Annotated in this window: 20 protein-coding genes and 1 tRNA gene; 8 read left to right on the top strand and 13 right to left on the bottom strand. The window is 70.8% G+C overall.

Annotated features, from left to right (window positions below; all coding sequences use genetic code 11):
• Positions 1-105: 105 nt before the first annotated feature.
• A complete protein-coding gene (locus IPV10_RS11140; RefSeq protein WP_207483808.1) occupies positions 106-888 on the top strand; it encodes an alpha/beta fold hydrolase in 783 nt (260 codons plus the stop codon).
• On the opposite strand, the gene IPV10_RS11135 is transcribed toward IPV10_RS11140, so the two are convergent.
• Positions 851-2,071, bottom strand: a complete 1,221-nt coding sequence (locus IPV10_RS11135; RefSeq protein ID WP_242684886.1) for an MFS transporter — start codon at positions 2,069-2,071, stop codon at positions 851-853. The genes IPV10_RS11140 and IPV10_RS11135 overlap by 38 nt on opposite strands.
• Positions 2,072-2,291: 220 nt before the next feature.
• Between IPV10_RS11135 and rpsT the strand changes: the two genes are divergently transcribed.
• Positions 2,292-2,552: a 30S ribosomal protein S20 gene (gene rpsT, locus IPV10_RS11130; RefSeq protein WP_207483805.1), complete on the top strand. Its 261-nt coding sequence runs from the start codon at positions 2,292-2,294 to the stop codon at positions 2,550-2,552.
• A gap of 49 nt (positions 2,553-2,601) precedes the next feature.
• Here rpsT and holA read toward each other — a convergent pair whose 3' ends face one another.
• The 5 genes from holA to IPV10_RS11105 all read right to left on the bottom strand — a co-directional run bounded on the left by holA (position 2,602) and on the right by IPV10_RS11105 (position 10,923).
• Positions 2,602-3,639 (bottom strand): DNA polymerase III subunit delta, encoded by a 1,038-nt coding sequence (gene holA / locus IPV10_RS11125; protein WP_207483802.1) that lies wholly within the window; start codon positions 3,637-3,639, stop codon positions 2,602-2,604.
• Between the two features lie 53 nt (positions 3,640-3,692).
• The gene (locus IPV10_RS11120; protein ID WP_207483800.1) at positions 3,693-6,023 is read right to left on the bottom strand and encodes a ComEC/Rec2 family competence protein; all 2,331 of its coding nucleotides are present in this window, start codon (positions 6,021-6,023) and stop codon (positions 3,693-3,695) included.
• Positions 6,020-6,637: a ComEA family DNA-binding protein gene (locus IPV10_RS11115; protein ID WP_207483797.1), complete on the bottom strand. Its 618-nt coding sequence runs from the start codon at positions 6,635-6,637 to the stop codon at positions 6,020-6,022. The genes IPV10_RS11120 and IPV10_RS11115 overlap by 4 nt, the downstream gene beginning before the upstream one ends.
• A 359-nt stretch (positions 6,638-6,996) precedes the next feature.
• A complete protein-coding gene (gene leuS / locus IPV10_RS11110; RefSeq protein ID WP_207483794.1) occupies positions 6,997-9,576 on the bottom strand; it encodes a leucine--tRNA ligase in 2,580 nt (859 codons plus the stop codon).
• Positions 9,577-9,609: 33 nt separating this feature from the next.
• Entirely contained in the window at positions 9,610-10,923 is a 1,314-nt protein-coding gene (locus tag IPV10_RS11105) for an anthranilate synthase component I family protein (RefSeq protein WP_207483791.1), read from the bottom strand.
• Between the two features lie 42 nt (positions 10,924-10,965).
• Here IPV10_RS11105 and IPV10_RS11100 point away from each other — a divergent pair, with 42 nt between their 5' ends.
• Both IPV10_RS11100 and IPV10_RS11095 read left to right on the top strand, forming a co-directional pair.
• Positions 10,966-11,637 (top strand): DedA family protein, encoded by a 672-nt coding sequence (locus tag IPV10_RS11100; RefSeq protein ID WP_207483788.1) that lies wholly within the window; start codon positions 10,966-10,968, stop codon positions 11,635-11,637.
• A 4-nt stretch (positions 11,638-11,641) separates the two neighbouring features.
• Positions 11,642-12,667 (top strand): App1 family protein, encoded by a 1,026-nt coding sequence (locus tag IPV10_RS11095; protein WP_207483785.1) that lies wholly within the window; start codon positions 11,642-11,644, stop codon positions 12,665-12,667.
• A gap of 22 nt (positions 12,668-12,689) precedes the next feature.
• Here IPV10_RS11095 and IPV10_RS11090 read toward each other — a convergent pair whose 3' ends face one another.
• Positions 12,690-14,837 (bottom strand): glycosyltransferase, encoded by a 2,148-nt coding sequence (locus tag IPV10_RS11090; protein ID WP_307861113.1) that lies wholly within the window; start codon positions 14,835-14,837, stop codon positions 12,690-12,692.
• The gene (locus IPV10_RS11085; protein WP_207483782.1) at positions 14,834-15,295 is read right to left on the bottom strand and encodes a hypothetical protein; all 462 of its coding nucleotides are present in this window, start codon (positions 15,293-15,295) and stop codon (positions 14,834-14,836) included. The genes IPV10_RS11090 and IPV10_RS11085 overlap by 4 nt, the downstream gene beginning before the upstream one ends.
• Before the next feature lie 82 nt (positions 15,296-15,377).
• Here IPV10_RS11085 and IPV10_RS11080 point away from each other — a divergent pair, with 82 nt between their 5' ends.
• Positions 15,378-16,238 (top strand): 3-methyladenine DNA glycosylase, encoded by an 861-nt coding sequence (locus IPV10_RS11080; RefSeq protein WP_207483779.1) that lies wholly within the window; start codon positions 15,378-15,380, stop codon positions 16,236-16,238.
• On the opposite strand, the gene IPV10_RS11075 is transcribed toward IPV10_RS11080, so the two are convergent.
• Genes IPV10_RS11075 through IPV10_RS11055 form a run of 5 tightly spaced genes read right to left on the bottom strand, consistent with a single transcriptional unit; the run spans position 16,231 to position 20,534 of the window.
• On the bottom strand, positions 16,231-17,373 hold the full coding sequence (locus IPV10_RS11075) for a glycoside hydrolase family 3 N-terminal domain-containing protein (protein WP_307861112.1): 1,143 nt from the start codon (positions 17,371-17,373) through the stop codon (positions 16,231-16,233). The genes IPV10_RS11080 and IPV10_RS11075 overlap by 8 nt on opposite strands.
• Positions 17,370-18,068, bottom strand: a complete 699-nt coding sequence (locus tag IPV10_RS11070) for an SDR family oxidoreductase (RefSeq protein WP_207483776.1) — start codon at positions 18,066-18,068, stop codon at positions 17,370-17,372. Before IPV10_RS11070 ends, IPV10_RS11075 begins: the two co-directional genes overlap by 4 nt.
• 41 nt (positions 18,069-18,109) lie before the next feature.
• Positions 18,110-18,637: a hypothetical protein gene (locus IPV10_RS11065; RefSeq protein WP_207483774.1), complete on the bottom strand. Its 528-nt coding sequence runs from the start codon at positions 18,635-18,637 to the stop codon at positions 18,110-18,112.
• Positions 18,634-19,419, bottom strand: coding sequence for a hypothetical protein (locus tag IPV10_RS11060; protein ID WP_207483771.1), 786 nt, complete (start codon positions 19,417-19,419; stop codon positions 18,634-18,636). The genes IPV10_RS11065 and IPV10_RS11060 overlap by 4 nt, the downstream gene beginning before the upstream one ends.
• A 50-nt stretch (positions 19,420-19,469) precedes the next feature.
• Positions 19,470-20,534: an NAD(P)-binding domain-containing protein gene (locus IPV10_RS11055; RefSeq protein ID WP_207483769.1), complete on the bottom strand. Its 1,065-nt coding sequence runs from the start codon at positions 20,532-20,534 to the stop codon at positions 19,470-19,472.
• A 149-nt stretch (positions 20,535-20,683) separates the two neighbouring features.
• Between IPV10_RS11055 and IPV10_RS11050 the strand changes: the two genes are divergently transcribed.
• The 3 genes from IPV10_RS11050 to IPV10_RS11040 form a co-directional block, all read left to right on the top strand.
• Positions 20,684-20,756 (top strand) — tRNA-Ala (locus IPV10_RS11050).
• 161 nt (positions 20,757-20,917) lie between these two features.
• Positions 20,918-21,160 (top strand): AlpA family transcriptional regulator, encoded by a 243-nt coding sequence (locus IPV10_RS11045; protein ID WP_207483765.1) that lies wholly within the window; start codon positions 20,918-20,920, stop codon positions 21,158-21,160.
• A gap of 126 nt (positions 21,161-21,286) precedes the next feature.
• Positions 21,287-21,573, top strand: a 287-nt coding sequence (locus IPV10_RS11040) for a hypothetical protein (protein ID WP_207483762.1), incomplete at its 3' end; no start/stop codon positions are given.

Genomic DNA, 21,573 nt, shown 5'->3' with positions numbered 1-21,573 from the left:
GCACTCCGGAAGCGGGGTCGGCGGTTCGTCCGCCGGCCCCGCTTTCTGCATGTCCGCTTCTCCTATGCCTGCGTCTCTTGATACTGCTTCTCTTATGCTGAGGGCGTGAGCGTCCAGATCGTCCTCGTCCACGGCATCCGCACGTCCGCCACCATGTGGCGCTCTCAGCTCGCCTGGCTGGATGCCGAGGGCATCGCCTCGACGGCCGTGGATCTGCCGGGGCACGGCTCGCGGATGGACGAGGACTTCACGCTGCACGAAGCACTGCACACGATCGACGCCGCGGTGCGCGCGGCGTCCGAGAAGGGCCCGGTGCTGCTGGTCGGCCACTCCATGGGCGGCCTGCTGTCGCTGGCCTACACAGGCGGGGCCCAGAAGCCCCCGGTCGCAGGTCTCGTCGCCGCGTCCTGCACCGCGCTGCCCAGGGGGGCGAGCCTGGCCACGTACCGGCTGCTCGCCCGCGCCGTCGACTCCCTCCCCGATCGGGGGATGTGGCTGACGAAGAGGATCCTCGACGCGACGATCCCGGTGGAGACCCGCTCCGACTTCGCCGCGGGCGGCTACGCCCTGGACACGCAGGACACGGCGCTCCGGAACCTGGTGGCGCTCGATCTCGCGACCGCGGTGCGGCGGATCCGGATCCCGCTGTGGTTCGTGAACGGCCAGTACGACCAGCTCCGCGTGGGCGAGAAGCTGTTCCGGCGGCTCGCCCCGCACTCCGACCTCATCATCGTGCCGCGCACGACGCACCTGGTCACCGCGATGCGTCCGCAGGTCTTCAATGCGGTGCTGCGGGTCGCGATCGCGACACTCGAGCACGCATCGACCGTCTCCGCCGCGTCCGCAGGCGTCACAGCCGACGGACCGGGTGGCGCGCGAATGCGGTGAGGATGCCGCCGGCCACTGAGAGCACTGCGGCCGCCGCGAACACCAGCCAGAACCCTCCGGTGAGGGCGACGAGCCCTGCGCCGAGCACCGGCCCGACCAGCTGGCCGAGCGCGGCGGTGACGTAGACGACGCCGAGGTCTCGGCCGTGATCCTCCTCGGTCGGCAGGAGGTCCGCGGCGAACGCGAGGCCGACGGTGGAGAAAGCGCCGTAGCCGAGGCCCATCAGTGCTGCGGCGACCAGCGTCGCCTCGAACGTCGGGACCAGCACGATGACCACCCCGGACGCGGCCTGCACGAGGGTGGCGGCGACCGTGAGCCGTCGCCGCTCGCCCGTGCGGTCAGAGCGGATGCCGGTGGCCACCGACGCGATCACGACGAACACCGTGTACACCACGATCAGCAGCAGCAGGTTGTCCTGCGCGGTGGCGCTCGGCTGGTGCAGCCCGTGCAGCAGGAAGAAGAGCAGCAGCGCCGTGCCGAGCGCGTTGCCGATGTTGGTGACGAGCCTGCCGGAGAGCATCCACGCGAAGTCGCGGTCGCGCAGCGACGCGAGCGGCCGTCTGCGTGCTCTCTCCAGGACGGGCATGGCCACGGCGGGGTCAGGGAGCAGCAGCGCAGCCACCGTGCCGGCGACCGCGATGACCACCGCGAGCAGCGTGTAGCCGTCGCGGATGCCGAGGCCGAGCAGCACGACGAGGCCGACGCCGAGCACGATGCCGACGGCCTGGCTGGAGCCGACGGCAGCGGATGCCGCGCCCCGCTGCGAGGCGGGAAGCTGATCGGCGATCAGCGCGGTGAACGCGGCCGAGGCGACAGCCACGCCGATCGAGACGCCGACCCACGCGGCACCGACCGCCCAGGCGCCCTCCGCGCCGCCGCAGGCGAAGAGGCAGATCGCGGTCAGCCACACCCCCGCGAGCGCCCAGGGGCGTCGGCGGTGCCTGCCTGCGGGTGCGCGATCGGACAGCGCTCCCGCGGCCGGACCCGCCACGACGCCCGCGAGGCCGCCGACCCCGAGAACGAGCCCGGAGGAGACGACGCCGGAGATCCAGTCGCCGTCCGAGGTGTCCAGCTGAAGCGGGAGGAGCAGCTGCACCGGCGTCAGCTGCACGGTCCAGATCGCCAGCCAGGCGAGGGTGAACAGCGTCATCCATCCCGCGCGCGCCTTCGAAGCGGGGGTCATCGCGGGTTCGCCGCGGCGGATGGATGCATGTCGCTCCTTGACGTCGATGTCGGGACTTTCCTGATTCTGCACCCTTCAGGCGCCGTTTAGGGTGAACCGCCCGACTGCTGGTAGAGTTGGTTCTTGGCTTGCGTGTGGGTTCTTCCCTCACGACCGCCGTGCAGGAGCCCTCTTCTCCGGCCGGCATTTCCGATATCTCCTGTACAGAAAGCGTCCACACGTGGCAAACATCAAGTCGCAGATCAAGCGCAACAAGACCAACGAGAAGGCTCACGAGCGCAACAAGGCCGTGAAGAGCGAGCTCAAGACGCACGTCCGCGCCGCACGCGCCGCCGTCGCCACCGGTGACAAGGCTGCAGCCGAGGCCGCGCTGAAGACCGCTGCCCGCAAGCTCGACAAGGCCGTCAGCAAGGGTGTCATCCACCAGAACCAGGCTGCGAACCGCAAGTCGGCCATCGCCAAGCAGGTCGCGGCTCTCTGAGTCCCCTCACTGTGACAAAGGCCCGCCTCCTCGGAGGCGGGCCTTTTCGCTATGCCCCGAAGGGCTCGCGGGTGGCGATGACCGTGACCATGCGCTCCAGGGCGAAGATCGGGTCGCGCGCGGCGCCCTTGACCTCGGCGTCAGCCCTCGCCGTCGCCTGGATCGCCATGCCGAGTGAGCGTTCGTTCCAGCCGGCCAGGTCGCGCCGGGCGCGATCGACCTGCCAGTCCTTCATGCCGAGGCGCTGGGCGAGCTGACGGCTGGGCTCCCGATTGCCCGCGACGCGGGCCATGGTGCGCAGCTTCATCGCGAACGCGGCCACCATCGGAACCGGGTCGGCGCCCGATGCGAGGGCGTGGCGCAGCGCGACGAGCGCCTCGCCGTAGCGCCCGGCGATCGCGGTGTCGGCGACCACGAAGGCCGACACCTCCACACGGCCGCCGTAGTACTTGGTGACGACGTCTTCGGCGATGTCGCCCTCCACATCGCCGATCAGCTGCTGACAGGCGGCCGCGAGCTCCGTGAGGTCGTCGGCGAAGGCGGAGACGAGGGCGCGGAGGGCGGCGGGCTGGATGCGCTTCTTCGCGGCGCGGAACTCCCCCGCGGCGAAGTCGACGCGGTCGCTGTCGCGCTTGATCGCGGGGCAGGCGATCTCGACGCCCCCACCCGCGCCGGCGCGAAGCGCATCGAGGAGCTTCTTGCCCCGCACGCTGGCCCCGCTGTGGCGGAGGACGACGGTGGCGCCCTCCTGCGTCTGCTCGAGGTACGAGACGGCCTCCGTGAGGAACGCGTCCGAGCACTTCTCGACGCCGGAGACGCGCACCAGGCGCGGCTCGCCGAACAGCGACGGCGACGTGAGCGAGAGCAGCGTCCCGGGCGCGTAGTCGTCGGCACGGACGTCGCTGATCTCGAGCGCCGGATCCTCCGCACGCAGATAGTCGCGGACGCCGGCGATCGCGCGCTCGGCGCAGACCTCCTCTGGCCCGAAGACGAGCACCACCGGCGCCGGTCGAGGCTCACGCCAGGAGACCTGCGGGATCTTGGTGGGCTTCGCCCCGCCACGGGATGAGGAACGCGGAGCTGCCATGCTCCCAGCCTACCGGCGGCCGCCGACGTCGCCCTCGGCGCACGACAGCCTCGTCAGGGCGGCTCCTCGGTCCACACCTCGAGGACGCCGTCTCGGATGCCGAGGAGGATACGGCCCTGCCGGTCGGTGCGGAGAACCTGCGCCCCGACGCCGGCGAGCAGGTCGATGGTCTCGTCCCGCGGATGCCCGTAGTCGTTGTCCTCGCCGGCGCTGAACAGCGCCGCCGCCGGCCGGAGCGTCTCGTACAGACCCGGGTCCTGGTCGGCGCTGCCGTGATGCGCGACCTTGACCACGGCGTAACCGCCCGTGAGGCGGGCCGTGCGCAGGAGCATCCGCTGCGGCTCGGCGGCGAGATCGCCGAGGTAGAGCGAGCGCGGCACCCCGCCGCCGTCGAACTCGATCACGACGCTCGCGTCGTTCCCCGCGGGGAATACGAGCGAGTCGCGCTGCGGCCACAGCACGCGCCATGAGGCTCCGCCGAGCACGCCGTGCAGTCCGGATGCCGCCGCCGTGAGGTCCGCGCCGCCCTCGACCAGTCTCGCCAGCAGGCGCTCGTCGTCCGCCTCCCCCGCCGGGCCGTGGAGGACGTGCTCCGCTCGTCCGATGACGGCATCCGTGCCGCCCACATGGTCGAGATCGAAGTGCGTGAGGACGAGCAGGTCGATGCGGTCGATGCCGAGCGCACGCAGGCACTCCGCCAGCGGCTCGGGTGCGGGCCCGGTGTCGATCAGCGCGATCATCTCCTCCGAGCGGACGAGCAGGGCGTCGCCCTGCCCGACATCGCATGCGGCGATCGCCCAGCCGTCAGGGCTCGTCGCGGTCGCGAGCGGGCCGGTGAGGATGAGATGCGCGCCGCCGAGGGAGATCACGACGACCAGGACCGCCGCTGCGGCGCCGCGGATCCACTGCATCCAGGCGATGCGCACCCCCACGATCAGGGGCGGCCCTGTCGCCCGCGGCCCGAGCACGACCACCCCGAGGGCGGCACTGACGGCGCCGACGAGCAGGGCGCTGCCGAACCCCGGCACGAGCACGATGTCGGCGACCGGCAGGCCGGCGCTCACGGTCGCGGTGGTCGCGATCCACGCGGCAGGGAGCCAGGCGCATGCGGCGAGCAGATCGGCGATCATCGGCAGCGGCGCAGCGAGGCAGGCGAGCAGCCCGATCACGGTGGCGATCGGCGCCGCAGGAGCCGCGAGCAGGTTCGCCGCGATCCCGATCAGCGACTGCTGCTCGGCGAACAGGGCGATGATCGGGCCGCACGCCAGCTGAGCGGCGAGCGGCACGGCGAGGGCCAGCGCGATCGGCTGCGGCATCCATCGTCCGAGCCCCCTCGACAGCGGCGGCGCGAGCAGGATCAGCGCGCCGGATGCCGCGACCGAGAGCGCGAAACCGGGTGTGGATGCCAGCCACGGGTCGCCGATGAGTATCCCCGCCGCGCACAGCGCCAGCATCCCTGCACCAGCGCTCGGCCGGCCGAGCAGCACGGTCAGCATCGCGACCCCCGCCATGACGCCCGCGCGGATGACGCTCGGCTCCGGAGTCACCAGCACCACGAACCCCGCCAGTGCCGCCGAGGCCGCGAGCACCCGCAGACCGCGCCCTCCTCCGCACAGGGCCGTGAGCCAGAACACCGCGCCGACGACGATCGCGCAGTTCGCCCCGGACACCGCCGTCAGGTGACTCAGCCCGCTCGTGCGCATCTCATCGTTCAGCTCCGGAGTGACGGCCCTGGTGTCGCCGACCGCGAGGCCGGGCAGCAGCCCGGCGCCGGGCTCCGGCAGCCGGATCGACCGTTCCACGAACGCCTCGCGGATGCCCGCGGCGGCGGCGAAGGCGCCCTCCGCCGGCCTTTCGACGACGGCAGTGCTCGCGAACACGACGAGTGCCGAGCGCTCACCTGCGTCCGTCGCGACCGCCTGGCCGACGACGCGGATGGCGGCTCCCATGTCGTAGCCGTCGGCCGGCTCGAGGCCGACCCGGACCGGCGCCGAGAGCGGCCGCACCACTCCGGGAGGGCCGATGCCGGTGAGCTGCACGTCGACCCAGAGCCTTCCGTCCTGCCCGACGGAGGCGGAGGAGTTGATCTCGCCGGTGATCTCGACCGCACGGCCGTCCCATGAAGCCGTGGCCTCCCTGCCGGGAAGAGCGGTCGTGACTGTGAAGGCGACCGCGGCCGACGCCGCGAGCAGCACCACCGCGAGGCCGCCCCGCACGAGCGCTCGCCGATCCCGCTGCCGCCCGGCGAGGACCACGGAGGTCACTGCGAGGCCGCCGGCGCCGACCGGCAGACACCAGCCTGCGGCCGCCGGCTGGAAGACGCACAGGAGCGCGACGCCCCACGCAACTGCAGCCACCGGGATCAGGCGCAGGTCGCGTCTCATACCCGCACCGCATCACGGATGCCGCTCAGGAGCTTCTCGCCGATCCCGGGGACGGCGAGAAGATCGTCGACCGAGCGGAACCTGCCGTTCTCTTCGCGCCAGGCGATGATGCGCTCGGCCAGCGCGGGGCCGATCCGCGGCAGCGTCTCCAGCGCCGCCTGATCCGCAGCGTTCAGGTCGATGAGACCGTCCGACGGTGCGGCGCCCCCGCCGGCATCCGGGGGCGTCGCCCCCACCACCGGGACGATGATCTGCTCGCCGTCCTCGAGCGCTCTGGCCAGATTGATCGCAGCGAGATCCGCGTCATCAGTCGTTCCACCGGCAGCGGCGACGGCATCGACCAGGCGTGCATCCACGCCGAGCACGTACAGCCCCGGGTGCTCCACCGCACCGAGGACGTGCACATACAGCTCGGCCGACGGTACCGGGGTCCCATCCGTACCGACTTCCGCTCCCGCGCCCGGAAGCGGAACCGTCTGGCTGGGCGACGCCTGGCCGCGCATGATCCCGAGTCCCACGGCCGCGGACAGCACCACGAGTGCCAGCACGACCGCTGCGCCGATACTCAGTCGCAGCCGCCGCGGGGGCGTGACCGGCGGCTGCGACTGTGGCATCCCGCCACGCTAAGCCTGTAGGCAGACCCACCTGCCCCCGAATCCCGAGGCCTGTGGAGAGTTGGGGGGTGTCGTTCGAGTGTGCAGTGAGGCCGGCGTGGCCGCCCCACACCGCCGAGCACTCCCCTGGCGCCAGTCGGCGCGGGGTGGCACGCGCGCCGATCGGACATTGGCGTCCGTCGACGCGACGATCCCCCGACGATCTCTCAAGACCCTGCCCGATGAGCGGCTCTCGGAGCTCCGTCCGCGCGCCGGATCGGCCGTAGCCGCACTCATCCCGGCACGATCACCCTGTGATGGCGTCGGCCGAGATCGCGCAGCGTTCGGGGTCGTCCGAGCAGCAGACGTACAAGCCCGACTCAGCCCTTGACGACGATGCTGACGATCTTCGGCGCGCGCACGACGACCTTCACGATCTCCTTGTCGCCGATCGACCGGATCACGCGCTCGTCCGCGCGGGCCAGCGATTCCAGCTCCGCCTCGCCGATGCGCGCCGGCACCTCGAGCTGCGCGCGGACCTTGCCGTTCACCTGCACGACGGCGGTGATCGAGTCCTCCACGAGCAGCGCCGGGTCGGCGGAGCGCCACGTGACGAGGCCGACGGACGGCTCGTGACCGAGGATCTCCCACATCTCCTCCGCAGTGTGCGGGGCGATCAGGTCGAGCATCACGGCGATCGTCTCGGCAGCCTCGCGCACCGCGGGGTTCGCGGCGCCGGCCTGGCCGTCGATCGTCTTGCGGGTGAGGTTCGCGAGCTCCATGAGGCGCGCCACCAGGACGTTGAACTTCGTCTGCTCGACGAGAGCGGGCGCCTCGCCCAGGAGCTTGTGCGTCGCCCGCCGGAGGGCGGCGTCTCCCCCGTCGAACACGACGTCGACGGGGCTCGACACCTCGTTCGCGATGCGCAGCACACGTGCCAGGAACTTCTGGGCGCCTGTCGTGGAGACGTCGGCCCAGTCCTTGTCATCCTCGACCGGGCCCGCGAACGCCAGGCCGACGCGGAGCGCGTCAGCACCGTAGGCGTCGAGCTCCTCCTCGAAGAGCACCAGGTTGCCCTTGCTCTTCGACATCTTCGCGCCGTCCAGCAGCACCATGCCCTGGTTGATCAGGTTCGAGAAGGGCTCCGTGAAGTCGATCAGCCCCATGTCGAACAGCACCTTCGTGATGAAGCGCGCGTACAGCAGGTGCAGGATCGCGTGCTCGACGCCGCCGATGTACGAATCCACCGGCGCCCACCGGTCGGCCTGCGCGGGGTCGAACGCCACGGTGTCACTGTTCGGCGACAGGAAGCGCAGGAAATACCACGAGCTGTCCACGAACGTGTCCATGGTGTCCGGGTCGCGCAGCACCGGATCGCCGGATGCCGGGTCGACGGTCTGCACCCAGCTCTCGGCCGCGCCCAGCGGCGACGCGCCCTTCGGCTTCAGGTCGAGTCCCTCCACGCTCGGCAGCTTCACCGGCAGCTGGTCTTCGGCGACCGGGATGATCCGGCCGTCCTCCGCGTGCAGCATCGGGATCGGCGTGCCCCAGAAGCGCTGCCGGGAGATCAGCCAGTCACGGAGGCGGTAGTTCTTCGCCGCACGGCCGGTGCCGGACCCCTCGAGCTGCTCGATCGCACGGGCGATCGCGTTGCGCTTGGACAGCCCGTTGAGAGCGCCGGAGTTGATCATCCGGCCCTCGCCGGTGAGTGCGACGCCCGTGCTCGACGGGTGCTGCTCCTCGAGCGACGCGAGGCCGGTGTCGATCGGCACGCCCTCATCGTCGACCTCGATGATCGGCATGGCACCGGTGATCGGCGCGGTCGTGTCGACGACGACCTTGACCGGGAGGTCGAACGCGCGGGCGAAGTCGAGGTCGCGCTGGTCATGTGCGGGAACCGCCATCACGGCACCGTGTCCGTAGTCGGCCAGCACGTAGTCGGCCGCCCAGATCGGCAGCTTCTCGCCGTTGACCGGGTTGATCGCGTAGCGCTCCAGGAACACTCCGGTCTTCGGCCGGTCGGTGGCCTGCCTGTCGATGTCGGTCTCCTTCTGCACCTCCGACAGGTAGCTCTGGAAGCGCTCGCGCACCTGAGCGGGTGCTTCGGCAGCCAGCTCGGCCGCCAGGTCGCCGTCGGGGGCGACGACGAAGAAGGTCGCGCCGTGCAGGGTGTCAGGACGGGTCGAGAACACCGTGACCGGCTCCTCGCGTCCCTCGATGCGGAAATCGACATCGGCGCCGACCGAGCGGCCGATCCAGTTGCGCTGCATCTGCAGCACCTTGTGCGGCCAGAACCCCTCGAGCTGGTTCAGGTCGTCCAGCAGACGGTCGGCGTAGTCGGTGATCTTGAAGTACCACTGCGTGAGCTTCTTCTTCACGACCTCGGCGCCGCAGCGGTCGCAGCGCCCGTCGACGACCTGCTCGTTCGCGAGCACCGTCTGGTCGTTCGGGCACCAGTTCACGGCGCTCTTCTTGCGGTACGCGAGACCGCGCTCGTGCAGCTTCAGGAACAGCCACTGGTTCCAGCGGTAGTACTCGGGGTCGGAGGTGTGCAGCACGCGCGACCAGTCGAAGGAGACGCCGTATGACTGGAACGCCTTCTTCTGCTGCGCGATGTTCTGATACGTCCACTCACGCGGGTCGGCACCCTGGCGGATCGCCGCGTTCTCGGCGGGCAGACCGAAGGAGTCCCATCCGATCGGGTTCAGGACGTTGTGCCCGCGGTGCCGCCAGAAGCGCGCCACGATGTCGGAGTACAGGTAGTTCTCGGCGTGCCCCATGTGCAGGTCGCCGGAGGGGTACGGGAACATCGCGAGGACGTAGCGGCGGGGGCGCGTGTCATCGTCGCCGCCCGTGAGGAAGGTCTCGTTCTCTGCCCAGTACTTCTGCCATTTGGCCTGGATGGCGTGCGGCGAGGAGGCCTCCTCGTCGACGGGAGCGGAGGACAGGTTCGAAGCCACGAACGCACAACCAATCTGAAGGGAAAATCGGGATCAGTTCAGGATATCGGAACCCCAGGCCGGGGGCATTTCCGCGCCCAGCGCCGCCAGGGGCGCCCTCGCCTTGGTCGCCACCTCCGCCACCTCGGATGCCGCGACCGATCGCCACGTGATCCCGCCGCCGGCGCCGACCACCGCACCCTCGCCGTCGATCACGATGCTGCGGATGACCATGGCCAGATCCAGCGTGCCGTCGACGCCGACGTGCCCGAAGCAGCCGGCGTACACCCCGCGCGGCCCGCCCTCGAGCTCGCGCAGCCGGGTCATCGCCGAGAGCTTGGGGGCGCCGGTCATGCTGCCGGCGGGGAAGCTCGCGTCCAGCAGCGCTCCGACCGTGGTCCCGGGGGCGGCGGTTCCGCTCACGGTGCTGACCAGCTGATGGACCGCCGGATAGCTCTCGACGACCCAGAGGCCGTCGACGCGGATCGACCCCGGCACGCACACCTGCGACAGGTCGTTGCGCATCAGGTCGACGATCATCACGTTCTCGGCGCGCTCCTTCGCATCGGCCGCGAGCTCTGCGGCGAGTGCGGCATCCGCAGCCGGGTCTGCGCTCCGCGGACGGGTGCCCTTGATCGGCCTGGTGCGGATGACTCCGCCTTCTGCGTGCAGGAACTGCTCCGGGCTCGCGCTCAGCAGCGCACGGTCGCCGATGCGCAGGAAGCCGCCGTGGTGCGCGGGCGTGGCGGAGCGGAGCCGGAGGTATGCGGCGACGGCGTCATGCGCCCCCGGCACGTTGAAGCGGGTGGTGAGGCAGAGCTGGTATGCGATCCCCGCCCTGATCAGCTCGCGGCAGCGTTCGATGAGCGCGGTGTACTCGTCCGGCGTGTGGCGCGCGATCGCCAGGGTCGGGGCCGGTCCGGCCGGCGGAGCGGATGCCGCAGCCCGCCGTTCCCGCACCGACGACTCCCAGTCGTCGAGGTCGTCTGCCTCGGCGAGCACCCATGCGCGACGGGCCCCGTGATCCAGGGCGACGGCCCGGGTCACCCGCAGCCACGCGCCACCCTCGGTGCCCGCGGCATCCGCGACCGGCGCTCCGGCCCGCCGTGCCCCGCTCTCATAGTCGTACCAGCCGACCCAGCCGCCGCGGAACGGCGGCTCGCCGGCAGCGACAGGGCGGGCCTCGTCCAGCCTGACGTCCACCGGGAGCGAGGCCTGCTCCCCCGTGCCGATGAAGCTCCACCCGTCGGCGGCATCCGCCCCGGCATCCAGCCAGAAGACATCCCCGGCGTTCCGCTCGAGCGAGAGGAACAGCGCCGCGGGGTCCACCCACGCCGGGAGGACGCGAGCGGTCAGGGATCGAGGCACCTTTCCAGCCTAGGACCCGGCTTGCTCCCGTATCCTCATGGGGTGGACGACGTTCTGCTGTGGATCCTCGACTACGTGCAGTCGATCGACCCGGTCACCCGCACGCTCGTCGCGGGTCTCGCGGTGCTCCTCGAGACGAGCATCCTGATCGGCCTGATCGTCCCTGGCGACACGGTCGTCATCGTCGCCGCGATCGGAGTCGCGAATCCGGTCGAGGGTATCGCTCTCGGGATCGCGGTCGTGATCGGCGCTCTCATCGGAGAGAGCATCGGCTTCGCGCTCGGCAGGTGGATCGGGCCGCATATCCGGTCGTCGTGGGTCGGCCGGCGCATCGGCGAGCACAACTGGCGGCGCGCGGAGAACTACCTGCAGCGGCGCGGCGGGGTCGCGATCTTCCTGTCCCGATTCCTCCCTGTGCTGCACTCGCTCGTCCCCCTGACTGTCGGGATGAGCGGATTCGGCTACCGCCGCTTCCTCTCCTGGACGGCTCCTGCGTGCGTGCTGTGGGCTGCGGTGTACGTGAGCGTCGCCTCGCTCGCGGCGGGCGGATTCCGCCGGCTGGTCGATCAGGTGCACTTCGCGGGCTACATCTTCGTCGGCGCGATCGTCGTGTTCCTGCTCCTCGTCTTCCTCGGCAAGAAGCTGCTGCATCGTCTGGAGGCACGACACCTCGAGACTCCGGACGCGGCCGCCGACGCCGACGTGAAAGACTGAGGCAATGGCCTCCGCACCCTCGGCGCCCAGAATCCACTGGTTCGCCCGTCTCGAGCACCGCTTCCACGTGTGGCGCGAGGGACGAGCGCGCCGTCGCGGCCGCACCGCGACGATCCTGCCGTTCCCCGGCTACGGCGGACCGGGGTGGGTGCGCGTCGTCGGCAGGGTGCTCATCGTCCCGCCGCAGCGTCGCACCAGAAGCGGGGAGCCCGCCAGCGTGCGGGGCTGGCGCAGCTTCGTCGGCATCCCGGTGAGCTTCGCCACCGCAACCGTGCGCATCGGCGACTCGGTTCACGAGATCGTGGCGGATCGCGGCGGCGTGATCGACGCGGTCGTCGACGCCGAGCTCGCCCCCGGGTGGCAGACCTTCACGATCGAGGTGGAGGGCCAGGATCCCGTCGAGGCCACGGCCTTCGTCGTCGCCGAGTCGACCCGCTTCGGCGTCCTCTCCGACGTCGACGACACCGTCATGGTCACCGCACTCCCCCGCCCGTTCATCGCCGCGTGGAACTCGTTCGTCGTCGACGAGCACGCCCGCCTCCCCGTCCCCGGCATGGCAGTGCTGCTCGACCAGCTGCTGCGCCAGCATCCCGGCGCCCCGATGGTCTACCTGTCGACCGGCGCCTGGAACATCGCACCGACGCTGCGACGCTTCCTCGGCAGGCACCTGTTCCCCGCCGGCTCCATGCTCCTCACCGACTGGGGTCCCACCCACGACCGCTGGTTCCGCAGCGGACGCGAGCACAAGCTCACCAACCTCCGCCGTCTCGCCACCGAGTTCCCGCACGTGAAGTGGCTTCTGATCGGCGACGACGGCCAGCACGACGAGTCGATCTACTCCGAGTTCATGGCAGAGCACCCTGATGCGGTCGCCGGAGTCGCGATCCGCCGGCTGCTCCCCGCCGAGGCCGTGCTCGCCGGAGGGCGTGCCGACAAGGAGCACCTCGCCGAGCACGCCGCCCCGTGGGTGAGCGCCGAGGACGGCGCGGGCCTGCGCGACCTGCTCAGCGAGACCGGCATCCTGCACTGACCCCGCCGGCGGCGTCGATCGCTCAGACGGCGCTCTGCGGGACCTTCAGCGATCCGTAGCGCTGCATGCGGTGCCAGCGCAGGCGGGTGCCCGCGACGGCGGTGAACACGGACTGGATGACCACCAGGTACATCAGCTGGCGGTACACCACCTGCTGCAGCGGGAGGGTCCACAGCGGCCTCAGCCGTTCGCCGTCGATCCGGAACGCGTACACCGCCATCGCGACCTGGATCGCGAGGAAGGCGAGCCACAGCAGGGCGATGCGCAGCGGGTCGAGGAACAGCAGGCCGTAGACGGCGAAGACGTCCACCACGGGAGCGAACAGCGGCAGAAGGACCTGGAGCACGAGCAGGTAGACGAGCCCGCGACGACCCAGCTTCCCTCCGGCGCCGCGCTCGGCGACGGCGCCACGATGCTTCCACATCGCCTGAAGGGTGCCGTAGCACCAGCGGTAGCGCTGCTTCCACAGGGCCCCCAGAGTCGCCGGCGCTTCCGTCCATGCTCGGGCGTCCTCCTGATACACGACCCGCCAGCCGTCGCGGCACAGGGACATCGTCAGGTCGGTGTCCTCCGCGAGCGTGTCCTCGCTGACGCCGCCCACGCGCTCCAGCGCCGTCCGGCGGAAGCCGCCGATCGCCCCGGGGACGGTGGGCATGCACTCGGCGATGTCGAAGAGACGGCGGTCGAGGTTGAATCCCACGACGTACTCGATGTGCTGCCAGGCGCCGAGCACGCCCTCGCGGTTCGCGACCTTCGTGTTGCCGGACACCGCGCCGACGGCCGGATCGGCGAAAGGCTGGATGAGCCGCTCGACGGTCTCCTCTTCGAACACGGTGTCACCGTCGACCATGACGATCAGCTCGCCGGTCGCCGCGGCGATGCCGGCGTTGAGCGCAGACGGCTTGCCACCGTTCGGCTGGGTGATCAGGCGCACGTTCGGCAGATCGAGACCCGCGACGATCTCGGCCGTCGCGTCTGTGGAGCCGTCGTCGACGACGATGATCTCCACGGGACGGCTGGACGCGGCGATCGAGCGCACTGCCGCCTCGATGCCGGCCGCCTCGTTGTGCGCGGGCACGATCACCGAGACGTCTCCGTCGAAGATCCAGCGCCGCCGGCGGGCTGCGGCCTTCGCGGCGCGCCGGTGCCGCATCGCGAGGGCGACGACCAGCACGGCCCTGACCAGCATGACGATGCCGGCGACGACAAGCCCGACCGTGATCAGGGCGACCACTGCGCCGCTCACCCACAGCGCCACGATGAGCGCCGTCCCTCCGGTGCGCTCGAGCGCCGACGCCTCCGAGACCGCTCCGGACAGGCCGGCTGCATCACTCACCGTCGTCGCCTCGATCCCTGCGTCCGCGTACCGCGTCAGAAGCTCGTCGAGTGCGGCGACGGTCTCCGACCGGTCGCCGCCACCGTCGTGCATGAGCAGGATGCTGCCGTCCTGCGGTGACGCCGGCGTGGAGTTCTCGACGATCTGCCCCACGCCGGGGCGCTCCCAGTCCCGGCTGTCCAGCGTCGTCAGCACCGAGATGTATCCGCGGGACGCCGCGTCGCCCACGACCGACCAGGTCGCGTCGGTGAGGGCCGCGGTCGAGGAGCTGTACGGCGGGCGGAACAGCGACGAAGTGATGCCGCCGGCACCGGCGAGAGCGGACTGGGCGGCGCCGAACTCGAGGTTGGACCGCCACTGCGGGGTACCGGCCAGCTCGGCGTGGGTGAACGTGTGCACGCCGACCTCGTGACCTTCGGCGATCATGCGACGGATCAGGTCCGGATGCTGCGCCGCCGCAGTGCCGACCACGAAGAACGTCGCGTGGACGTCATGCGCCGCGAGCACGTCGAGGATCTTCGGCGTCCATCGCGGATCGGGTCCGTCGTCGAAGGTCAGCGCGAGCGTGCCCTCTCGCGGTGCCACGGCCGGGACTGCGGAGCCAGGATCGAGGATCGGCGGCCCCGACGCCGCCTCGACCGGAACGACGCCGTGAGCGGCAGAAGGGGACGGCGCGCGCTCCTGGAGGGACGAGAGATGCTGCGTGTAGCCCTGGATCGCCAGCGCGGCGGCGACGGCCAGCAGCACGGCGACCAGTGACACCCAGTGCGCGCGCACCCGCACGGTTCGCGCGTCGTACCGGGCCGCCTTACGCGTGAGCGGCACCTGGCTCACGGCTGAGGCCGCTCCGGACCGCCGGGCTCCGGCGTCGCCCGGTGCTCCGCGCCGGTGGCTGCGGCGTTCTCGGACTGGCCGGGAGCGACGTCTCCGGTCACGGGAACGACGGGGACCGTCGCCTGCGCGGGGGTGACCGTCTCGACGGCCTCGACGGGGACGTCGTGGCTCGTCTCGGAGACGTCGGCGACCGGTTCCGGATCCTCGTCGGCAGGCTCAGGGGCAGACGGCGTCACGACCAGCGAGGTGGTCTCCTGCGCGGGGCCGACCGCGGTCACCGGGGACGGCAGGAAGGGCGCGTCGATGGTGGGTCCGCCGAGGAGGGCGCTGGCGACGAGCACGAGGTAGGCTCCGGCGAGCGCGGAGCCCGTCCAGGCCGCGAGCACCGCCCAGTGACGACGTCGACCGCGAGGGTCGACGAACACGGGGGTCGGGGTATCGGATGCAGGAGAGGGCATGGCGTATCGCTCCGGTCGGGGGCCGAATGCGCCGATTCTACGCCTGGCGCCCGAGAGGCGACTGGACGTCTATCCTCGAGTGGTGCCTCCCATCCGCTCCCTCCTGCCGCGCGCGCAGTGGAGCGCGCGCGCCGAGGAGCACCGGGAGCGCGCGGAGTCGCTGACCGCGGAGCACCGCGCACGCGCGGCGCGGGGGGAGCGACATCCGGTCTGGGACTTCCTGTTCACGTACTACTCGTACAAGCCGGCGCAGCTCGCCCGCTGGCATCCGGGCGCCGGCGTCGAGCTCGAGGATGCCGCCGAGCGTCGTTCCTGGCGCTGGTACTCCCCCGGCGCGACGGCCGACGGCGCGACGCCGGATGCCGTCGCGTTCGCAAAGGAGAAGCCGGATCTCGCCGGACTCGTCGAGCGGATGCTGCGCCGCACAGCATCGCGCCCCGGTCAGTTCGGCTGCTTCGGGCTGCACGAGTGGGCGATGGTGTACCGGGCGGATGAGCACCGGCATCCGGTGCCGCTGCGACTCGGACAGGCGGGCACCGACGTGGTCGTGGAGAGCAACGACCTGCGCTGCACGCACTTCGACGCGTTCCGCTTCTTCACCCCCGAAGCGGTGCCGCGCAACCGCAGGCCGCTCAGCCGCGACGAGCAGCCCCTGTTCGAGCAGCCTGGCTGCCTGCACGCGGGCATGGATCTGTACAAGTGGGCGATGAAGCTCGGGCCGCTGGTTCCCGGCGAGCTGCTGCTGGACGCATTCGAGCTGGCGCGCGACATCAGGCTGCTCGACATGGAGGCGGCCCCCTACGATCTGGCCGCGTGGGATGTCGTGCCGGTGCCGATCGAGACGGCAGAGGGCAAGGCGGAGTACGTGCGCCGGCAGCGCGCCTTCGCCGAGCGCGGTGCGGTCATCCGGAGCCGCCTGCTCGACGCCTGGCTGGTCAGCTGAGGTCGAGGCGCAGCCGCATCACGCGCAGCGCGGCCTCTTCGAGGCGCTCCTCCGGCAGTGCGCCGGATTCGGCCGCCGCCACGAGGCCGTCCACGATCTGCCCCGCCGTGTCGGATGTGGATCCCGCGATCATCAGGACCAGGTCGCTTCCGGCCGCCACCGCGGCGATCGCCACCGCGACGGGATCGGCGTAGGCGGGATTCCCCGACGACTGCAGCATCCCTAGATCGTCCGTGACGGCCACCCCCTCGAAGCCGAGCTCCTCCCGGGCGATCTCGTACCAGGCGGGCGACAGCGAAGCCGGCGCGGCGTCGATGGCGGGATACGACAGGTGGCCGAACATCAGCAGGCGGGCGCCCGCGTCGATGCCCGCGGCGAAGGGCACGGCATCCGCCCCGCGCCAGTCCTCGAGAGTCAGCTCCGTGCGGGGTATCGCGTGATGGGAATCCCCTGCGGCCGCCCCGTGCCCGGGGAAGTGCTTGAGGGTCGAGGCGACATACGGCTCCTGCGCCGTCGTGGCCGCGGCGACCCGATCCGCGGCGCTCGCCGGATCGACGCCGAGCGCCCGCCCGTGGATGAACGACCCAGGGTCGGCCGTGACGTCGGCGACCGTGCCGAAGTTCACGGTGATGCCGGCGCGCGCGACGAGCTCTGCACGCGCGGAGAAGGCTGTGGTCGTGGCGGCGACCGGAAGAGACTTCAGCGTGTCGGATGCCGCGAACACGTCGTCGTGCAGCCGGGAGACGAGCCCGCCCTCCTGGTCGACGGCGATCAGCGGCGGCAGGGCGGAGTCCACTGCGAGCGCCGTCGTGAGGGCCTGCAGCTCCGGCTCCGTCGCGGGGATGTTCGCACCCATCAGGATGAAGCCGCCGAGCCCTTGCGCCATGTACGCACGCAGCGCGTCCGGATCCGTGCCGGGGATGTGCCCCATCACGATGCTCGCGGCCCGCTCGGCCGTGCTCATCGTGCGGACGAGGTCGGCCGCCGGGTCAGCGGTCGGCCACGGCGAGGGAGCCGGGACCTGCCGCGGTCGCACGGTCGACGAGGCGCCGCCCGGCTCGGGTGCACAGCCGGCGGCGAGTGCGGCGATCACCAGCGCGGCGATGGCGCCGATGACCCGGGTGCCGGTGCTCACGCGAGAGCGGTCTCGATCGGCTCGGCGGTGTGCGAGTCGGCGGTGTTCGACTCGGCGGTGCCTGTCTCCGCTGCGCCTGACGTGCCGTTGCCGAAGCGGATCGTCCGCCCGACGGTGGCCGGCTGCACGAGAGCGGCGGCGATCACGGCCGCGACATCCGCGCGGGAGACGGCGCCGCGACCCGGTGCGTCGAGTTCGATGAGGCCGGTCGGCTCGTCGAAGGTGAGAGTTCCCGGTCCGAGCACGGTGTAGTCGAGGCCGCTCGCCCGCAGGTATTCGTCCGCCGCCCACTTCGCGTCCGCGTACGGGAAGAAGTCGGCATCCGGCTGCACGCCGTGGTCGGCCTTCGACCCGATCCAGGAGACCATCAGATAGCGGCGGACGCCGGCGCTCCCGGCGGCATCCATCGTGCGGATCGCGGCGTCGCGATCGACCGCGTATGTCCGGGAGGCCTCGCCCCCTCCGGCGCCGGCCGACCACACGACCGCATCGTGTCCGCGGATGATCTCGGCGAGGGAATCCGTGTCGAGGCTCTCCACATCGGCGACGAGGGCGTGCGCGCCGCCCTGCTCGACCTCGGCGCCGTGCGCGGGGTTGCGGATCACGGCGGTGACCTCGTCTCCGCGGGCGGTCAGCAGCGGTGCGAGCAGCAGGGCGATGCGGCCATGGCCGCCGAAGACGATGATGCGCGACATGTCTTCACCCTACGCGCCCCTCCGGGCACGCGGCTGGGCGCTCAGCGCGGCGTCTGCGTGCTGTCGATGACGAACGCCTGCGGGTGGCCTGGCAGGTACCGCACGACGACCTGGTCGCCGGAGGAGATGAACGCATCGCGATCCGGGTACACCGCAGGGGTGAAGAAGTCGCTCTCCAGCGTGTACTCGACTCCGGTGCTCGTCGTGAAGGTCACCCAGTCGCCGTCGCGCGTCGCCGTGGTCGGCTGGCCGTGCTCATGGATGTACGCCCGCGTCACCGGGACGCCTGTGAGGCTCAGGATGCCGATCGCGAGGTTCGCCAGCATGAGCACCGCGAGAACGCGGAACACGTATCGCAGGACGCTCCTGCCGATCACGCCGCGCGGCGCGTCCTCCGGACGCAGCAGCCCCTCCCGCTCCCGGATGCGGCGCAGCGCGGCATCCGGTGTCGCACCCGACAGCGACATCGCGAACAGGCCGAGGATCGAGAAGCCGGCGATGAAGACCATCGCGTAGCCACGCGAGGCCGGGAAGTTCACCAGCCAGATCAGGGTGTCGAGAGGATTCATCGGCCCGCCTCCTGCTCGATCGTCACCGCGACGGTGTGCGGATCCTCACGCCGGTAGAAGGCCCAGACGGGAGACCCGACCTGCAGCCGGGAGATCGCCTCCGGGAACACGAACACGGTGGTCTCCGCCTCCCAGGTCGATGCACCGTCCGGCGCCATCAGCACCCTCAGTGCGAGCTCGCTCTGCCCTTCCCTGCGGCGCCCGGTCGGCCTGACGTCCAGCACGGATGCCGGAATCTGCATGCCGGTGGTGCGGGCACGGACCTGCGTCGGATCGATCAGGCCGCGCTCGATGCGCCACTGCAGCATCGCATCGCGCACGACGGGGTCCGTGATATCCGCCAGCTCCACGGTGTCCTGATCCGTGAGGCTGTAGCGCACCGGCACCGGAAGGCCGGGCTGAGGGGCTGCGACCTCCGCTGCATCCACCAGCATCCGCAGCTGGCCGACGAACTCGTCACCGGCACGCGGGGTCACCCGGATGAACAGGTCGTACTGCGGCACGTCGTTCACGGTCAGGCCGGTCCGGGAGACCTCCACGATGCGCCCCACGCCGATCTGCGCATCGCCGCGCACCTTCCGCCGGCGGCCGAGTCCCGACATGGTGCCGCCGAAGGTGAGGATCAGGCCCCAGGCGACGCCGATCATGATCGGCCCGCCGAGCCCGCCGCCGAACGGGAGGATCGAGTCCCGCTGGTTCCTGCCGAACAGTCCCTCGCCGGTCCAGATGACGAGCCACGCCGAGAGGAGCAGCCAGACGACCAGGAGGGCGATGCGGATCATGCTCACAGCGTAGTGACGCGGCTCCCCTACCGAACACGACTTCCGGACGCTCACCCCATGGCGGCGAGTTCGGCGGCCAGCATCCGCTGCACGCCCTTCGCAGCCGACCTGCCCGCCCTGTTGGCCCCGATCGTGCTGGCGGAGGGACCGTAGCCGACGAGCTGGATGCGCGGGTCGGCGACGGAGGTCGTGCCCCGGCCGTGGCGATCGAGCTGGATGCCGCCGGCGGCGCTGCGCAGATGCAACGGTGCGAGATGCCCGATGGCCGGCCGGAAGCCGGTCGCCCACAGGATCACGTCGACGCGCTCGAAGGAGCCGTCGGCCCATCGGACGCCGTCGGGTTCGATGCGGTCGAACATCGGCCGCCTCGCCGCATACACGCCGAGCCTCTCGGCCTCCTGCTCCTGTGGGCGCAGCATGAGGCCGGTGACGCTGACCACGCTCTGCGGCGGGAGCCCTGCGGCGACCCGCTGCTCGACGAGGGCCACCGCCGCGGCGCCGGCCTCCGGCGTGAAGTCGTCATCACGCCAGATCGGCTCCCGCCGAGTCGCCCACAGCGTGTCCGTGAGCGGGGCGAGCGCGCCCAGAAACTGCACCGCGGACGCACCGCCGCCGACCACGAGCACGCGCTTGCCCGCGAAATGCTCCGGCCCCGGATACTCCACCGTGTGCAGCTGCTCGCCGAGGAACGTCTCCATCCCCGGGTAGTGGGGCAGGAACGGCTGGGTCCAGGTGCCGGTCGCGTTCACGAGGGTGCGGGCGCGCCATTCGCGATGCCCTGCGCGCACGACGAGGATGCCGTCCTCATCGTCGACACGGTCGACCCGCACAGGGCGGACGACGGGGAGTCCGTGCGTGCGCTCGTAGGCGGCGAAGTACGCCGGGACGGCGACGTTCGCACGCTGTTCGTCACGGGGCGGTGGAGCCTCACCGGGGAGCTCGGCCACTCCGTGCACGTCCCGCATCGTGAGCGCATCCCAGCGATGCCGCCAGGCGCCGCCCGGTTCGGCATCGGAGTCGAGCACCACGTGGGTGATGCCCAGCCGGGTCAGGTGGTACGAGGCCGACAGGCCCGCCTGCCCTGCGCCGATCACGATGCTGTCGAGGATGCTCACGCTGAAGTGGAACGCGCGAGCCCGCGGCGTTGTTCCGGCTGGGGGGAAGAGCATCCCCGACGCGCCCGGGTCTCGCGGCTCGATTGGTGCTCGTGCAGATTCCTGTAGTACTCTTTTCAAGTTGCCCCGGCCGGTCCGGGGAAGCATCTGGGCCTGTGGCGCAGCTGGTAGCGCACCTGCATGGCATGCAGGGGGTCAGGGGTTCGAATCCCCTCAGGTCCACGTGAAAACCCTTGGGTGACCAGGGGTTTTTCGTGTTTCATGATCCAGTAGACGAGGCCGAAATAGGGGCCAGTACCCTTTTTGCACCCTTTTTCAACACCACTCGATCACCGGAAACGGTCGCCAATCACCAACGACCGAAAACTGGGTATGTGGTGGCCATGACGACGGAAACCACCCCCAGTACGACCCTGACCGACGATCTGGCTGACGGTCGGCACGTAACCGATCTGCCGGACCTGCTTACGATCGACGAGCTGAGCAACTACCTTCAGGTGCCGAAGCAGACGATCTACTACTGGCAGAAGATCGGCTCCGGCCCGAAGCCGTTCAAGCTCGGGAAGCACCTGCGATGGAACAAGCGGGCGGTGCTCGAGTGGCTCCATAAGCTCGAAGCCGCCTGATGCCTCGTGTCTCACTGAGCCCGGGCGAGCGTGGAGACTTCCAAGTCCACGCGCTCGCTGATGGACGTATACGCATCCGGCAGGAGTACTGCCGCTTCGACGGCGTGCGCAAGCGCACTCAAACGCGTGCCGCATCCGAGGCCGCCCGGCAAACGCGAACTCAACGGGCGCTTCCCCAGACTGTTCCAGGAGACCTCGCCCGAGAGCGACACCCACGGCGACACGGACGATGCGGCGTTCTCCTCCGTCGTCGCGAAATGGCTCAAGCACTCAGAGCTGCTCCTCGCGCAGGAAGAGATCTCACGAGGGTGGTTCACCGAAGGGAAGAGGATCGCTCACAGCATCCTGATCCCGAAGTTCGGAATCACCCCCGTCACCGACATCACACCACGTGTCATCGCAGAGGCGTACAC

The sequence above is a fragment of the Microbacterium sp. SD291 genome (genome assembly GCF_017355365.1).
GTDB lineage: Bacteria > Actinomycetota > Actinomycetes > Actinomycetales > Microbacteriaceae > Microbacterium.
This window is presented reverse-complemented; position numbering and strand designations above follow the sequence as displayed.